Annotated in this window: 15 protein-coding genes and 2 pseudogenes; 8 read left to right on the forward strand and 9 right to left on the reverse strand. The window is 63.0% G+C overall.

Features of this window, described 5'->3' with window-relative positions; all coding sequences use genetic code 11:
- Nucleotides 1–12: 12 nt before the first annotated feature.
- The 7 genes and pseudogenes from AC2CQI_RS08765 to AC2CQI_RS08795 form a co-directional block, all read right to left on the reverse strand.
- Nucleotides 13–618, reverse strand: coding sequence for a phage tail protein (locus tag AC2CQI_RS08765; protein ID WP_075805698.1), 606 nt, complete (start codon nt 616–618; stop codon nt 13–15).
- Complete coding sequence (locus AC2CQI_RS08770) at nt 611–979, reverse strand: DUF6916 family protein (protein ID WP_075805699.1); 369 nt, start codon at nt 977–979, stop codon at nt 611–613. The genes AC2CQI_RS08765 and AC2CQI_RS08770 overlap by 8 nt, the downstream gene beginning before the upstream one ends.
- Nucleotides 976–1,473 (reverse strand): GNAT family N-acetyltransferase, encoded by a 498-nt coding sequence (locus AC2CQI_RS08775; protein ID WP_075805700.1) that lies wholly within the window; start codon nt 1,471–1,473, stop codon nt 976–978. Before AC2CQI_RS08775 ends, AC2CQI_RS08770 begins: the two co-directional genes overlap by 4 nt.
- A gap of 118 nt (nt 1,474–1,591) precedes the next feature.
- A complete protein-coding gene (locus tag AC2CQI_RS08780) occupies nt 1,592–3,691 on the reverse strand; it encodes a site-2 protease family protein (RefSeq protein WP_484579901.1) in 2,100 nt (699 codons plus the stop codon).
- Nucleotides 3,688–4,692 (reverse strand): annotated as a pseudogene (locus AC2CQI_RS08785) (efflux RND transporter periplasmic adaptor subunit); the annotation flags it as partial. The pseudogene AC2CQI_RS08785 and the gene AC2CQI_RS08780, both read right to left, overlap by 4 nt.
- 83 nt (nt 4,693–4,775) lie before the next feature.
- Nucleotides 4,776–5,007: pseudogene (locus tag AC2CQI_RS08790) on the reverse strand (HlyD family secretion protein); the annotation flags it as partial.
- A complete protein-coding gene (locus AC2CQI_RS08795) occupies nt 5,004–5,771 on the reverse strand; it encodes an efflux RND transporter periplasmic adaptor subunit (protein WP_086937267.1) in 768 nt (255 codons plus the stop codon). The pseudogene AC2CQI_RS08790 and the gene AC2CQI_RS08795, both read right to left, overlap by 4 nt.
- Nucleotides 5,772–6,084: 313 nt before the next feature.
- Here AC2CQI_RS08795 and AC2CQI_RS08800 point away from each other — a divergent pair, with 313 nt between their 5' ends.
- Both AC2CQI_RS08800 and AC2CQI_RS08805 read left to right on the forward strand, forming a co-directional pair.
- Nucleotides 6,085–6,804 (forward strand): DUF899 domain-containing protein, encoded by a 720-nt coding sequence (locus AC2CQI_RS08800; RefSeq protein ID WP_484579902.1) that lies wholly within the window; start codon nt 6,085–6,087, stop codon nt 6,802–6,804.
- A 167-nt stretch (nt 6,805–6,971) separates the two neighbouring features.
- Nucleotides 6,972–8,087: a glycosyltransferase gene (locus AC2CQI_RS08805; protein WP_484579903.1), complete on the forward strand. Its 1,116-nt coding sequence runs from the start codon at nt 6,972–6,974 to the stop codon at nt 8,085–8,087.
- Here the strand turns inward: AC2CQI_RS08805 and cobF are convergent.
- Nucleotides 8,048–8,803 (reverse strand): precorrin-6A synthase (deacetylating), encoded by a 756-nt coding sequence (cobF, locus tag AC2CQI_RS08810; RefSeq protein ID WP_484579904.1) that lies wholly within the window; start codon nt 8,801–8,803, stop codon nt 8,048–8,050. The two genes, AC2CQI_RS08805 and cobF, sit on opposite strands and share 40 nt — an antisense overlap.
- A gap of 259 nt (nt 8,804–9,062) precedes the next feature.
- On the opposite strand from cobF, the gene AC2CQI_RS08815 reads away from it, so the two are divergent.
- Nucleotides 9,063–9,422 (forward strand): histone-like nucleoid-structuring protein, MvaT/MvaU family, encoded by a 360-nt coding sequence (locus AC2CQI_RS08815; protein WP_075804582.1) that lies wholly within the window; start codon nt 9,063–9,065, stop codon nt 9,420–9,422.
- A 217-nt stretch (nt 9,423–9,639) separates the two neighbouring features.
- Nucleotides 9,640–10,161: a lactoylglutathione lyase gene (gene gloA, locus AC2CQI_RS08820; protein WP_075804583.1), complete on the forward strand. Its 522-nt coding sequence runs from the start codon at nt 9,640–9,642 to the stop codon at nt 10,159–10,161.
- A 104-nt stretch (nt 10,162–10,265) separates the two neighbouring features.
- Here the strand turns inward: gloA and AC2CQI_RS08825 are convergent, their stop codons facing one another.
- Nucleotides 10,266–11,666 carry a purine-cytosine permease family protein gene (locus AC2CQI_RS08825; RefSeq protein ID WP_075804584.1) on the reverse strand — a complete coding sequence of 467 codons (1,401 nt, stop codon included), beginning with the start codon at nt 11,664–11,666 and terminating at the stop codon, nt 10,266–10,268.
- A gap of 329 nt (nt 11,667–11,995) precedes the next feature.
- On the opposite strand from AC2CQI_RS08825, the gene AC2CQI_RS08830 reads away from it, so the two are divergent.
- The 4 genes from AC2CQI_RS08830 (at nt 11,996) to AC2CQI_RS08845 (ending at nt 14,771) form a co-directional block, all read left to right on the forward strand.
- Complete coding sequence (locus AC2CQI_RS08830; protein ID WP_075804585.1) at nt 11,996–12,481, forward strand: flavin reductase family protein; 486 nt, start codon at nt 11,996–11,998, stop codon at nt 12,479–12,481.
- A 70-nt stretch (nt 12,482–12,551) separates the two neighbouring features.
- A complete protein-coding gene (locus AC2CQI_RS08835; RefSeq protein ID WP_484579905.1) occupies nt 12,552–13,595 on the forward strand; it encodes an LLM class flavin-dependent oxidoreductase in 1,044 nt (347 codons plus the stop codon).
- Between the two features lie 91 nt (nt 13,596–13,686).
- Complete coding sequence (locus AC2CQI_RS08840; protein WP_075804587.1) at nt 13,687–13,923, forward strand: hypothetical protein; 237 nt, start codon at nt 13,687–13,689, stop codon at nt 13,921–13,923.
- Between the two features lie 257 nt (nt 13,924–14,180).
- Nucleotides 14,181–14,771: an amino acid synthesis family protein gene (locus AC2CQI_RS08845; RefSeq protein ID WP_075804588.1), complete on the forward strand. Its 591-nt coding sequence runs from the start codon at nt 14,181–14,183 to the stop codon at nt 14,769–14,771.
- Nucleotides 14,772–14,777 lie beyond the last annotated feature (6 nt).

Here is a 14,777-nt window from a genome sequence, read left to right on the forward strand (position 1 = left end):
CGGTTGTAGCAATCAGCCGCGGGTCGGGTACTGACCCTGCATGGCGATGATGTAGTTGACCGCCACATACGGGTTGATCACCGACATCGGCACGCTCTGGCCGGAGACGGCGGCGTTGATGGTGCCGGTCAGCGTCGGGTTGTTGGACGCCAGCTTGATCTGGCTCTTGGTGGCATCCGGGGCGTGGAACAGGTTGATAGCGTTGCCGTTGCCATCGACCGGCAAGGCCAGGAAGCTACCCGCAACCGGTTCGGTGAGGTTGGCTTCAACGTTCAGCACGGTGGTCGGATCGACCTGCACCGCCAGGGTGGAAGCGATCGGGTGGCTGTGCGCAGCCATGTTCGAAACCAGCTGGGTGATGCTCGCAACCCCGCCGACCTGCCCCTGGACGTAGGTCGGGGCGCCGTTGGTGCTGGTGCCGTAGCCGACCGGAACCCGACCCTGGAGGTCCGGCAGCGCGAAGGTCGACTGGCCGTTGCCGCCGTACATGGTGCCAAGCAGCGAGAACAGCGCAGCGTTCTGGCTGACAGACATGATCTGCCCCATGCACTGCGCCCAGCCATAGGGGGCAAAGTTGAAACCCACCAACCTGATTTCGCCGAGATATTGATCAGACATCAGACACTTCCTTACGTTGACATGCGTTGGAAAAATCCTGGGAACGCGTGCTGTGAATCACCGCTTCCAGCACCTGCCGTCCATCGGGCTCGGGCCTGACCGGCGACATCAGCAACATCCAGGGCTGCTCGCGCCCCGGGCCGAAAAGATTGAACGTGGCCTGCGGCAGTCGCACCCCTTGGGGCAACGCGATCAGCAGGGAATAACAGTCGTAGTCGGGGGTCATCGGCAGCCCTTCACGGACTTGCAGCAAACTGACCTTCAACGCCCGCTCGGGCGTGATCTGCAGCAGGAATCCCTCGGGATCGGCCTGTTGCAGTTCCTCGCGGGTGGGGATGAGGAAAGCGGTGGATTCGCTCATGAAATCTTCCTGGAGAGGGCCTGCGGTTGACGGCGCATTTGCAGGTACACGCCGTTGTTGCCGCACACGACAAAGCCCATGCGCCCATAAAGGCGCTGCGCGGGGTTATAGGTCTCGACGAACAGATTCACGATCAGGCCCAGCTCATCGGCACGCCGAAGTTGTTCTTCGATCAATGCCGAACCGATTCCCCGCCCCTGGTATTCAGGCAGCAGGATGATGTCGACCAGGTTCATCGTGCTCGGGCCCCAGAACATGTAGATGCGTCCGATGGGCTGCCCCTCATGCTCGATGATCCAGAAATCGGCATCGTGATAGTGGGCCTGGTAATAAGTGTGCTGGGCGTGAAACTGCTGACTGAGGAAAGCGACGATCTGCTCGACGGGCCAGCCGCTATGCGACATCTCGAAGGCGCGCGAGCCGGCGTAGAGGCGCTCGATAAATGCCATATCATCTGAATGCAAGGCACGGAGTGTCACAGCGTACTTCGACATCAAAGCAAACTTCCCTGTAAGCGATACTTTGCGAGCTAATTATTTACGTGACGGGCGTCACACTTAGAAATATGGCCAATTGACAGCAGATTAACCCAACTGTCTTACAATCGCACTACTAAAATCCACTTTCTCGCACTCCAATTGCAGCCATACGTCGCCATGCGGCGGACAGCAGTGATTCGCTCTTTCCGTCCAGCACCACAAGGCCGCGCACGGGGTGTGAAACCTGTTGTGGCGCACTGTTTTCAAGCACGAATTGCGCACCGTATTGCGCCTGCAGCGGCTGCGCCCTCTTCTCTTCATCCCGGCGGGTGGCAATAGGGCCGTGATGATCGGAAATCAGCGCCTCCTGATCGATATAGGTCACGCCATTGGCATCCACGGCCTGCAGCGCTACAGGCAGGGAATCGCGCAATACGTCGTCGGCGACGAAATGCCCCGTGGTCCCCGGTGCAACCCGCCACAGATCGGCCTCGGCCAGATAACCGCGCAGACGCAGGCCACCTTCGGCGATCTGCGCCAAAGGCAGCTCGGTACCGACCCAGCGACCGGGTATCAGGTTATCGGCCAGGTCCCGGAGCGTCCCGGCATGCGGCGCACGCAGCACCAGACGCTCGCGCTGGGCCGCCAGGCCGCGGTATTCGGCCACGGCTTCGGCCAGGCGCTGCTCGAGGATGCCGCTGTCGGCGGCGGTTTCGCTACGCCCGGACTGGCGCCGCAGTTGCAGCTGGAGTATTTCGATTTCGCGCCGGCCGATCGCCATGCGCGCTTCGAGGTCGGGCGATTCCAGGGTTATCAACACCTGGTTGGCCTCGACCTGCTGACCATCCTTGACCAGCACTTCGCGAATGCGCGCTGCCGCCGGCGCATGCAAGGCACTGAAACGGGACGCTTCGAGCATCGCCGGCACTTCCACGCCACTGCGCCACGGCACGATCAGCAGGGCCAGCACCAAGGCGAGACCGGCACCGAGGAACAGCACCTTGCGCGGCTGGGCCTTGTCCCGGTGCTTCCACCAGTGCTGCCATTCACGCCAGATCGGCAGGCCGATGAACCACACCAGCTCGACCATCATCAGGAAGATGCCCAGCACCTTGAAGAACAGGTGGTAGACCGCCAGGGCGATGCCGAAGAACAACACTGCACGCCAGATCCACGAGGCGTAGCTCCAGGTCAGCAGGCGCCGGCGCATTTTTGGCGACCAGCGCTCGGGCATCGGCTCGCCGTAGCCGAAGAGTTTTTCCCGTAGGTGCCAACGCCCCAGGGCAAAGCCGCGGCCTTGCAGGTTGTCGACACCCCACAGGTCGCTGAGCAGGAAGTAGCCGTCGAAGCGCATCAGCGGATTGACGTTGATCGCCAGGGTGGTGATCCAGGTGGCACTGGCGAGCATGAACGCCGCCGTGCGCCCTGCCCCGTCCGGCAGCAGCGACCAGGCCAGCAGGGCAATACAGGCGAGGATCAGCTCGGCAAGCAGGCCGCCGGCACCGATCAGCAGGCGGGTACGCCGGTCCTGCACGCGCCAGGCATCGCTGACATCGGTATAGAGCATCGGCAACAGGACCATGAACGCCACGCCCATGCTCGGTACCCGGCAACCGGCGCGTTTGGCCATGTAGGCATGGCCGAATTCATGGCAGAGCTTGGCGAAGCCCAGGGCGATGGCGAAGGCCGCCATGCCGCCGAGGCTCAGCAGGTGCGGGAAGGTCGAGAGGAAACGCTCCCAGTCGCGCATGACCAGGAACAGGCCGAGCAGCAGCACGGTCGGCAGGCCGTAGCGCAGCAGGTTGCGACCATTGCGCTCCAGCCAGGGCCAGGTGCGGTTGAGGAAGGCATCCGGGCGCCACAGGGGAATGCGGAAAAACAGGTATTTGTGCAGGACCTGGGTCCAGATCCCCTGGCGCTGGGCTGCGGCCTTGGTGGCATAGCTGGCGCGCTGCTCTTCGTCCACGGCGCTGACCAGGTCATGGCCGCGCAGGAAGCGCAGCAACTCTTCCACTGCCGCACCGGCCAGCGGGGCACCCGGCTCGGCATTGGCGGCGTTCAGCACCTTCTGCGGATCGCCCAGCGCCCAATGGCGCAGCAGGCGCATGGCCGGCGCGCCGAGCTTGAAATAGCGTCCGCGCAACGGATCGGCGAGGGTCCAGCTGGGCGAACCGTCGAGCCCCGGCGCACCCGCCGAGAGCTGCAGGTCCGGACGCAGCGCCGGCAGCATCACAGGCCCACCGCCTGGCGCAGGGCCGCCAGCGGCCGGCGCAACAGGTACAAGGCCAGCGGCGCACGGTCCCCGAAGACCTTGGCAGTCCCGCGCAGGCCGATGCGCGGCGGTGCGTTCTCGAAGCGGGCGTCGAGCCGATAGGCGAGCTGCCCGGCCGGGGTGTTCTGCGCCTGGTAGGCGGCGCGTTCGAGCACGGCGTTGTGCCGGTTCAGCGGATCACTGTCGAGGAACAGCGCGACTTCGGCGCCCTTCTCCAGGCCGATGGCATCGGCCACCGGCAGTTCGATGCGCAGCTCGGCCTGGGCCGGGTCGGCGATTTCCATCAGGCGCTCGCCGGTGCGCATCGGCTTGCCGAGATAGCGCTGGGCATCGGCGAACACCGCGATGCCATCGCGCTCGGCGCGCACGTCGCTGCGCGCCAGCAGGTCGCGGGCATAGTCACGCTCGGCACGCTTCTGCTCGACCCGGGCCGCCAGCAGATCGAGACGGGCACTGGAATCGGCATCGGAAAAGGCGCGCTGGGTGTTGGCCTTGAACTCCGCCTCGGCGACACCGAGGGTACGCTCGGCGACATCGGCCTGGGCCTTGAGGGTGGTGGCATCGAAGCGCACCAGCACCTCGCCCGCCTTCACCGGCTGGTTCGGCTTGACCAGGAATTCGGCGACCACGCCATCCAGCGGCGCGGCGACCACCTGGCCGTTGCGCGGCGCCACTTCGGCGGGTGCCAGCACCGACTGGCGCACCGGCACCAGCAACACCAGCAACAGCGCGGCGGCCAGGGCCCAGCGGGTCCGCGCCGGCCAGCGCAGGCGCCACGGTTTGCCGGGTTGCAGGGCAAGCCAGGCGTGGCTGTAGCAATCACCCAGCTGAGCCAGCAGCACTTGCTCGGCTTCGTTCCAGGGGTTGTCGCGGGCCAGCCAGAGGCCGCCGAACACCTCGCCCTGGCGATCCTTCAACGGCAACCAGAAAGCATGGGGAGCGGACAGCGCCTGCCAGTCATCACGGCTGGCCTGGTCCAGGTCCTGGGGCGGCACGGCGCCCGGCAGGGCGAAGCGTTCGCCGGCCGCCAGACGCTTGGCCACCCGTTCGATAAACACAACGAACGGCGCGTTGGGTTCCACCGAACTGATCCCGGTCAGCGCACGGACCTTGCCGGTGATCAACAACGCGCCATGGCGATAGCCGAACAGCGGCTGGCTGTCGTTGACCATGCTGAAGGCCAGTTCCTCCACCGAGGGCGCAGACCGGGCCTGGCGCTCCAGCTTCAGGTAATGGGCCAGCAGTTGCTCGAGGGCGCCGGGAACAGGAGCGTTCATTTGCTCTCCGCGAAGTGCGCAGTACCGCTCATGCCGGACAGCAGGCCCGGGGTATTGGCCGGGACACTGGCAATCAGCAGCAGGGTCTGGCTGCCTTCGTCGATACGCGCACCGAGGCGCTTGATCACCGCATCGATCGGCTTGCCGGTTTCATCGGGGACGAAGCTGAAGGTCTGTTCCGGCTTGAGCTTGCCCAGCCAGCTCGACGGCACCAGCAGATGGATTTCCAGGGAGCGGTTATCGACGATTTCCAGCAGCGGCGCACCGCTGGCCACGCTCTCGTGGGCCTGGACCCGGCGCTGCACCACCTGGCCGTCGTAAGGCGCCTTGATCTGGCAGCGCTGCACCTGCACCTGGTAGACCTGGGCTTCGGCCTGGGCCTGGGCCTGGCGCGCCTCGGCCAGGGACACTTCGAACTTGCCCACCGAGTTCAACGCGGCCAGTTGCTGCTTGTTGCGCAGCTCTTCACGGGCCGCGCGCACGGCGGCGGCGGAGGCATTGGCCTGGGCCTGGTAGGCGCTGCAGTCGAAGCGCACCAGCACATCGCCCTTGCTGAACGACTGCCCTTCGGTAAAGGGCATGTCGGTGACCCGGCCGGGCAGTTCGCTGGCCAGCACAGCCTGGGACCGGGCGCGCAATACACCGCGCACTTCGCTGCCGCCGCTGGAGGTGGCGCCATCGAGCAACGGATCGCTGCTCTCGGTCGCGGCCTGTGCAACACCAGTCATCAAGGCCAACGCCGCCCACCACACTGCCTGCTTCATCGCACTACGTCCCTGTCAAAGGTCTGGATTCGTTTCAATCGGGGTATCGGCTGCTCTTCACAGAACGTGATAGCCGTTTATCACAGGGCGGTAACTTTTTAGTCATCACACCAAGTAAAGGGGACCTGAGTCGGAACCCGGGGAACTGAGACGGACGTCACAAATTCCACGGCCGACGAGGTGGCTCGATGCTATCAACGTTTCGCAGCCACCGGAAGCGTCCCGCTCATCGGATTTGTGAAGATTGGCTGACCTGGCTGTCTATTGACGGGCACACCAGACGACCACAGTCACCTTCACTGGAGATTCCGTCATGAACAACGATCGCAAGCACCCGGTGGTCACCCGCCGCGAATGGCTCGGCGCCCGCCGCCAGTTGCTGCTGCACGAGAAGGCCTTCACCCATCAGCGCGACGCACTCAGCGCCGCCCGCCGCGCCCTGCCCTGGGTCAAGGTGGAAGAGGACTACCGCTTCGAAGGCGCGGACGGCGCCTTGGGCCTTGACGATCTGTTCGCCGGGCGCAGCCAGTTGCTGGTCTATCACTTCATGTTTGCCGAGGGCTGGGAGGAAGGCTGCCCGGGCTGTTCGTTCCTGGCCGACCACTTTGACGGGGCGAACCTGCACCTGGCCCATCACGACGTATCACTGGTGGCGGTGTCGCGCGCGCCTTATGCCGAGTTCCAGGCGTTTCGCCGGCGCATGGGCTGGAAATTCGCCTGGGTTTCGTCTCATGGCAGCAGCTTCAACCGGGACTTCGGGGTCACGCCGTCAGGGGAAGGGGCGGAATACAATTATGAGCCGTACAGCGGCAACGAGACCGAGTTGCCGGGGCTCAGTGTGTTCTACCGGGATGCCAGCGGGGCTGTGTTCCATACCTATTCGAGCTATGCCCGGGGGCTGGATATTCTCGTTGGGACTTACAACCTCCTTGACCTGATGCCCAAGGGGCGGAATGAGGAAGGGACCATGGATTGGGTGCGGCATCATGATCGGTATGATGAAGGTAGCCAGAAGCAAGAGTGCTGCCATTAGGACTTTGTGCTGTTGCTGAGGGCCTCATCGCTGGCAAGCCAGCTCCCACAGGGTTCGCGGTGCACGCGGTCCCTGTGGGAGCTGGCTTGCCAGCGATGAGGCCCTTGAAGACGACATCAATGAATCTGCTTTAATACGCACCTTTTCTGCCAAGGCCCCACCCGCCCATGCCCGCCACTCCCCTGCACATTCTGGTCATCGGCCAAACCCCGCCCGCCCCGGGCAGCCCGCTCCAGCAGATCCTCGACCGCTTCCTCGCCCACGGTTGGCAAGTGACTCCCGGCGACCCTGCCCCGGACATCGTGCTGTTCGACGGCCACAGGATGGAGGAACAATTCGGCGCCCACATCGAACAGCAGCATCCCAACGCCCTGCGCGTCCTCGCAATCCCGCTCCTGCACAGTCTGCGCGAAGCGCGCCAGGCCCTGCTGCGCCGGCGCCTGGTGACGGGCCTGGAACCCAACGATTTCCGCGAACTCTTCACCACCTCCGGCTCCGACCTGTACCAGCAGATGGCCCCGACCGAGCTGGCCCAGCGCGAAATCGCCGCGATCCATCGCAGCGACCTGAGCCTGGTAACCTCCGACGTCGAGATCGACCTGCTGGTCAACGGTTTCGGCGTGCCGCCCGACCTGCTGCACTGGTGCCCGCCGTTGCTGTTGGCACCGCAGGCGATGGCACCCTTTGGCAAACGGGAACACATGGTCGGTTTCGTCGACTTCCGCGACCCGGCCGACTGGGATGCCGTGCTCTGGCTCAGGCACAACATCTGGCCGATGACCCGCCGTCATCTGCCCGATGTGCAATTGCGCCTGTACGGCCCTTCCCCCACGGAAAAGGCCCTGGCACTGCATGACCCTGTCGGCGGCCTGCTGATTCACGAACAGCCCGAAGTGCCGCTGGACGTCATGAGCAAGGCCCGCCTGTGCCTGGCGCCACTGCGCTTTGGCGCCGGAACCAAGGCAGTACTGGCCAACGCCCTGCTCGCCGGCACCCCCGCCATCACCACGCCGATCGGCAGCGAAGCCATGCATGGCAACCAGCCCTGGCCGGGGCTGGTATCGGGCACGGCAGAAGGCCTGGCCAAAGCCGCGATCAGCCTGTACAGCGACGAAGCCCGCTGGAACCAGGCACAGCGGGATGCCCGACAGGTCCTCGAGCGGCACTTCAACCCGCAGTGGCACGGCGCCGCGCTCGTTCAGCGCATCCAGCAAACCCTGATGGGCCTGGCCGACCAGCGTCTCTACAACCTCACCGGCGCCATGCTGCGTCGCAGCAGATAGGTGTCCATGATCCAGCCCTTGTCGGCCCGCGCCTGCTCGCGGGCGGCAAGAATCTGCGCCTTGACCTCCTGCAACGGCCCGCTGACCAGGATTTCGTCCGCCGTGCCCAGGTAAGCGCCCCAATAGATGTCCAGTTCGGGATCGTCGAGCGCGGCGAACGCGCACTTGCCGTCGAGCATCACCACCAGATTGTCGATCCGCTGCACCTCGGCCAGGCGCCGCCCGGGGAGGATCTGCAGCGGCTCGCCGATGCGGTTGAGGGGAATGCGATGGCGCGCCGCCAAGGCCTGGACGCTGCTGATGCCGGGAATCACTTCGAGGCTGAACGCCGAGCCCTCGATCAGTTCGAGGATGCGCAGGGTGCTGTCGTACAGCCCCGGTTCCCCCCAGAGCAGGAAGGCGCCGCATTCGCCCCCCCCCAGTTCATCGGCGAGCAGCCGGCCGTAGAGCGCGGCGCGCTGACGGTGCCAGTCCTGTACCGCGCCTACATAGTCGGCGGCCTCGATGTCGCGCTGCGGATCATCCACCTGAACCAGGCGGTACGGCTGCGCGGCATGCTGCGCCAGCAGCTCCTTGCGCAGACGCAGCCTGTCGTCGTGCTCCTGGTGCTTGTCCAGGACGAAGAACACGTCGACGCGCTGCAGCGCATCGATGGCCTCCAGGGTGATCTGCCGCGGATTGCCCGGGCCGATACCGATCAACAACAGATGTTTCATGGATGAGGCTCCGCAGGTTGCAAGATCGACAAGTTATAGCCGGGGTACACCGCTTTTCACCCAGGTCAGGCCTTAACTTTTACTCGGCGCGGCAGAACATCGGCAACTTTGAAAGTTCCTGCCGCCGCATAATAAAAGTTTACTGTTAGTCCATCCCGAGTTGGCTACACTGTCAAACATGCTGTTAGTTACCGCCACCTGTGGTCGTTGTTTCTCCCTGTATCTGAACAGCGCCCACCCTCGATAAGGAGTGACTCCCATGTCCAGACTTGCAGAGTTTCGCGCCGCCGAAAAAGCCCTTCAGGAACAGCTCGCACAGCTGGAGACCATGAAAAAGGACGCCGGCCTTAAACGCGAAATCGAATTCGAACGCAAACTTCTTGATTTGATGAAAGCCCACGACAAGGGCCTGCGCGACATCATCGCCATTCTTGATCCTGCCAGTGTCGGCAAATCGGTTGCCCGCCCCCCGAAAACCCGTCGGGCACGGGTGGTCAAAGTCTATGAGAACCCGCATACCGGCGAACTGATCGAGACCAAGGGCGGCAACCATCGCGGCCTGAAAGCATGGAAGGAACAGCATGGCGCGGCGACGGTCGACAGCTGGTTGCGCAAATGAAATGCACTTCACATATTTTTCACACGTGATGGATCAGGATGAAGGCTGCTAAAGGACTAGCGCCCCAATGCGCCCGCTTCGGCGGGCTTCTAATTCCAACGCCTCGTGGCCGCCACCACGGGGCGTTGTTGTTTGCGCAATGGTTTCAGTTCCGTATCATGGCTGCCTATCTTTTCCGCTGGCGCTTCTGGCGCCGGCCTTTTCAAGCGGAGTGCCCATGAGCCTGCAAGATCTCGATAACCTCCCTGGCGTCACCGCGCAACCCGATGCCGCCACCCGCAACTTCGTCTTCAACCACACCATGCTGCGGGTCAAGGACGTCGCCAAATCCCTGGACTTCTACACCCGCGTGCTGGGCTTCAGCCTGGTGGAAAAGCGTGACTTCCCGGAGGCCGAGTTCAGCCTGTACTTCCTCGCCCTGGTGGACAAGGCGCAGATCCCGGCCGATGCGGCCAAGCGTACCGAGTGGATGAAGTCGATCCCCGGCATTCTCGAACTGACCCATAACCATGGCACCGAGAACGACGCGGACTTCGCCTACCACAACGGCAACACCGACCCGCGTGGTTTCGGTCATATCTGTATTTCCGTGCCGGATATCCGTGCGGCCTGCGAGCGTTTCGAAGCACTGGGCGTCAACTTCCAGAAGCGCCTGAGCGATGGCCGCATGAAGCACCTGGCGTTCATCAAGGACCCGGATGACTACTGGGTCGAGATCATCCAGCCGACCGAGTTCTGATTCGGTTGCTGAAATGAAAAATGCCGCGGATAGTCCGCGGCATTTTTGTTTGTACTCATCCTTCAGAGCCAGCTCCCACAGGGTTCAGCGGTGCTCTCAGGAGATCATTGTGCCCGCCAGGCCGCCACCAATGCCTCCTTGCGCCCACGGGTCGCCAGGCAGTAATACAGCGGCACCGTCACCACCAATCCCACCAGCCACGACAGGTCCGCGCCTTCCACCAGGTTGGCATACGGCCCGACATACAGCGAGGTATTGGCAAACGGCAACTGCACCAGGATCCCGCAGGCATAGGCAATGATCGCGTGCATGTTGAAGCGGCCATAGATCCCGCCATCCGCCGCGAAGATCGACTTGATGTCGTAATTGCCACGCTTGATCAGGTAGAAGTCGATGATGTTGATCGATGCCCACGGCACCAGTACCAGCAGCAGCGCGAGGATCAGGCCGATGAAGTGGCCGATGAAATCCGAGGTGGCGCTCAGCGCGGTCAGGCAGCAGCCCAGCAGGATGACGCTGGCCAGCACCACGCGGACCTTGATGCTCGGGGTCCAGTTGGCGGCGAAGGTCTGGATCGAGGTGACGATCGACAGCACCGCACCGTACAGGTTGAGGGCGTTGTGGCTGATGATGTTGAGCAGGAACAGCACCATCAGGATCGGCCCCAGCCAGCCGGTGGCCTGCTTCACCGCGTCCATCGCCTCGGTACCTTCCGGGACCATCAGCACGGCAATGGCACCGAAGCTGAAGCACAGGATGGTGCCCAGGGTCGCGCCGAAATAAGTGGCCCAGAACGGCTTGGCGATTCCTACTTCACGAGGCAGGTAGCGCGAGTAGTCCGAGGTGTAGGGCGAGAAGCTGATCTGCCAGATCACCCCCAGCGACACCGTGGCGATCCAGCCCGACAGGTTGAAGGCGCCGCGGGTGAAGAAGTCCGCCGGCAGGTCCTGGGCGAACATCATGATGAAGCCGGCCAGCAGCGCCGAGCCCATGACCCAGGTGCCGATGCGGTTCAGAGTATGAATGAAGCGATAGCCGATCACCCCGATGGCGGTGGCGCTCAGCGCGCCGATGATGATCGACGCCGGCATCGGCACACTCGGGGCGATACCGTGGATCGACTTGCCAGCAAGCACGATGTTGGAAATGAAGAAGCCGACGTAGATCAACGCGGTGAAGAACACGATCAGCAGCGCGCCATAACGGCCGAACTGCCCGCGGCTCTGCACCATCTGCGGAATGCCCAGTTGCGGCCCTTGCGCCGAGGCCAGGGCGATGACGATACCGCCGAGCATATGGCCGAGGACAATGGCCACCAGCCCCCACAGCAGGTTGAGGTGGAACACCTGGACCACCATGGCCCCGGTGACGATGGGCAACGGCGCGATGTTGGTGCTGAACCACAGCGTGAACAGATCCCGCGCCTTCCCATGGCGCTCTGCTGGCGGTACGTAATCGACCGTATGGTTTTCGATCAACTGGTGTTGCGAAGACGACTGGGACATGGGCAAAAAGCTCGAAAGGTTCTGTTTTTATCTTTGTAGGAAACCACTTGCGGCACGCTGCAAGCGGCGTCGAAGCTGAAGACCATATTATGGTATTCCAAGCTTTTGACAACACTGATTCGTCCTTTTGCCGACCAACTGATCTGCTTTTTACCGCCTCGCTTTGCTCCCCTTAACGGCGCCAGGCCCCGGATTCATTGGGCGTTGACCTGGATCAACGCGTTCGTCAGGGCAGGAAAAATCCTCTTGCAAATTAGGTATTACGGTATACCATCAGACACATCAACGATAAAAACGCGGACCCACCGCTGCATCACGAGGATCACGCCATGATCGACGCAACCGTCTACAAGAACGTCCTGGGCTCCTTCCCGTCCGGCGTTACCGTCATCACCACCCTGGACGACGACGGCCAGATCGTCGGCCTCACCGCCAGTGCCTTCAGCTCCCTGTCCATGGAGCCACCGCTGGTGCTGTTCTGCCCCAACTACAGCTCCGACTCCTACCCGGTGCTGATCCGCAGCAAGAAATTCGCCATCCACCTACTCTCCGGCCAGCAACAGGCCGAAGCCTATGCCTTTGCCAAGAAAGGCAAGGACAAGGCCCAGGGCATCGAGTGGACCCTGAGCGCGCTGGGCAACCCGCTGCTGGCCAATGCCACGGCGATCATCGAATGCGAACTGTGGCGCGAATATGAAGGTGGCGACCACGCCATCATGGTCGGCGCCGTGAAAAACCTGATCGTCCCGAACGAAGCGCCGAGCCCGCTGGTGTATTGCCGCGGCAAGATGGCCAGCCTGCCAGCTTTCGCCTGAGCCCCTATTCTTCTTAATGCGCCCGGCTGATCCGACGGGCGCCCGATAACAAGAGCCGAGGAAACGCCTCATGAAATTTTCGTTGTTCGTACACATGGAACGCTGGGATGAACAGGTCAGCCACCGCCAACTGTTCGAAGACCTGACCGAGCTGACCCTGATGGCCGAGAAAGGCGGGTTCAGCACCGTGTGGATCGGCGAACACCACGCCATGGAATACACCATCTCGCCAAGCCCGATGCCGCTGCTGGCCTACCTGGCCGCGCGCACCGAGACCATCCACCTCGGCGCCGGCACCATCATCGCGCCGTTCTGGAACCCGATCCGCGTCGCCGGCGAATGCGCCCTGCTCGACGTGATCAGCAACGGCCGGATGGAAGTGGGCCTGGCCCGTGGTGCCTACCAGTTCGAGTTCGACCGCATGGCCAACGGCATGCCGGCCTCCGAAGGCGGCGCGGCGCTGCGCGAGATGGTCCCGGCGGTGCGCGCCCTGTGGCAGGGCGACTATGCCCACGACGGCGAGATCTGGAAATTCCCCACCTCCACCTCCGTGCCGAAGCCGATCCAGCAGCCGATGCCGCCGATGTGGATCGCCGCCCGCGACCCGGATTCGCACAATTTCGCGGTGAAGAACGGCTGCAACGTCATGGTCACCCCGCTGATGAAAGGCGACGAGGAAGTGGTCGACCTGAAGAACAAGTTCGAAGCGGCCCTGGCCAACAACCCGGACGTCCCGCGTCCGCAACTGATGGTCCTGCGTCACACCCACGTGCATGCCGAGAACGACCCGGAAGGCTGGAAGATCGGCGCCCAGGCGATCAACCGCTTCTACCGCACCTTCGATGCCTGGTTCGGCAACAAGCAGACCCCGGAAAACGGCTTCCTCGCGCCAAGCCCGGAAGCCAAGTTCGCCGAGCGTCCGGAGTTCGAACTGGAAAGCCTGCACAAGACCGCGATGATCGGTACCCCGCAGGAAGTCATCGAGCGCATCCGTTACTACAAGGAGCTGGGTGTCGACGAGTTCAGCTTCTGGTGCGACAACAGCCTGCCCCATGAAGAGAAGCGCAAGTCGCTGGAACTCTTCATCAAGGAAGTCGTACCGGCGTTTCGCTGAGTCATGACGTTCGTCGGACCGGGGCAGCCTGGTCCGACGCTGTGGTATATCGATAGGAGACTTCCGATTTTCCCGCAGCGAGGTCAGTACCATGCAAAGTCTCCATTGCGACTACCGTGGCTACACCATCACCGCCAGCGTCGAATCCCATCCCGGGATCCCCACCCCTTATGCCGGCGGCTGTCTCATTACCGATCCCCAGGGCCATACCGGAACGCGCAGGTCGTTGCCGCTGAGCATGGCCTGGATGTCCGACCTGGAAAATGCCCAGCATGCGTCGCTGGCCCATGGTCGATGGCTGGTGGATCAACAGCTCGCCAAGCACTGATAACTCCTTTGCCCTTCAGGGCCTCATCGCTGGCAAGCCAGTTCCCACAGGTTTCGCGGTGCACGCGGTCACTGTGGGAGCTGGCTTGCCAGCGATAGCTATGGCCAGAACACCACACCCCTCAAGCCCTGCCCCCTCCTCCTGACAACCACTTATCCCCTCCCCCACAGAAATTTCCTGTAACCCCTTGCACATCAAATATTATGGTATACCATCAGACAACAAGACCTAAACACACTCCACAGGAGCCCCGCCCCATGAGTTTCGAAATCCGCAAGATCGTCACCTACTCCGAAGAAACCCGCATCGAAGGCGGCAAGGCCACCGACAAGCCGGTGACCATGGTCGGCCTGGCTGTAGTGATCAAGAACCCATGGGTCGGCCGCGGCTTCGTCGAAGACCTCAAGCCGGAAATCCGCGCCAACTGCTCCGACCTCGGCGCACTGATGGTCGAGCGCCTGATCGCCGCCATCGGCGGTGCCGACAAGATCGAGGCCTACGGTAAAGCTGCCGTGGTCGGCGCCGACGGCGAGATCGAGCACGCCTCCGCCGTGATCCACACCCTGCGCTTCGGCAACCACTACCGTGAAGCGGTCCAGGCCAAGAGCTACCTGAGCTTCACCAACAAGCGCGGCGGCCCTGGCACCTCGATCCAGATCCCGATGATGCAGAAGGACGACGAAGGCCAGCGCTCGCACTACATCACCCTGGAAATGCAGATCGAAGACGCCCCGCGTGCCGACGAGATCGTCGTGGTCCTCGGCGCCTCCGACGGCGGCCGCCTGCACCCGCGCATCGGCAACCGCTACATCGACCTGGAAGAGCTGGCTGCAGAAAAAAACCAATAACAACAA

The organism is Pseudomonas sp. P2S-1 (genome assembly GCF_057197725.1).

Coding starts and splice junctions, on each gene's coding strand:
- AC2CQI_RS08815 (WP_075804582.1), top strand. CDS start 9,063: ATGTCCAGACTTGCAGAGTTTCGCGCCGCCGAAAAAGCCCTTCAGGAA.
- AC2CQI_RS08775 (WP_075805700.1), bottom strand. CDS start 1,473: ATGTCGAAGTACGCTGTGACACTCCGTGCCTTGCATTCAGATGATATG.
- AC2CQI_RS08830 (WP_075804585.1), top strand. CDS start 11,996: ATGATCGACGCAACCGTCTACAAGAACGTCCTGGGCTCCTTCCCGTCC.
- AC2CQI_RS08840 (WP_075804587.1), top strand. CDS start 13,687: ATGCAAAGTCTCCATTGCGACTACCGTGGCTACACCATCACCGCCAGC.
- AC2CQI_RS08835 (WP_484579905.1), top strand. CDS start 12,552: ATGAAATTTTCGTTGTTCGTACACATGGAACGCTGGGATGAACAGGTC.
- gloA (WP_075804583.1), top strand. CDS start 9,640: ATGAGCCTGCAAGATCTCGATAACCTCCCTGGCGTCACCGCGCAACCC.
- AC2CQI_RS08825 (WP_075804584.1), bottom strand. CDS start 11,666: ATGTCCCAGTCGTCTTCGCAACACCAGTTGATCGAAAACCATACGGTC.
- AC2CQI_RS08845 (WP_075804588.1), top strand. CDS start 14,181: ATGAGTTTCGAAATCCGCAAGATCGTCACCTACTCCGAAGAAACCCGC.
- cobF (WP_484579904.1), bottom strand. CDS start 8,803: ATGAAACATCTGTTGTTGATCGGTATCGGCCCGGGCAATCCGCGGCAG.
- AC2CQI_RS08800 (WP_484579902.1), top strand. CDS start 6,085: ATGAACAACGATCGCAAGCACCCGGTGGTCACCCGCCGCGAATGGCTC.
- AC2CQI_RS08765 (WP_075805698.1), bottom strand. CDS start 618: ATGTCTGATCAATATCTCGGCGAAATCAGGTTGGTGGGTTTCAACTTT.
- AC2CQI_RS08805 (WP_484579903.1), top strand. CDS start 6,972: ATGCCCGCCACTCCCCTGCACATTCTGGTCATCGGCCAAACCCCGCCC.
- AC2CQI_RS08795 (WP_086937267.1), bottom strand. CDS start 5,771: ATGAAGCAGGCAGTGTGGTGGGCGGCGTTGGCCTTGATGACTGGTGTT.
- AC2CQI_RS08770 (WP_075805699.1), bottom strand. CDS start 979: ATGAGCGAATCCACCGCTTTCCTCATCCCCACCCGCGAGGAACTGCAA.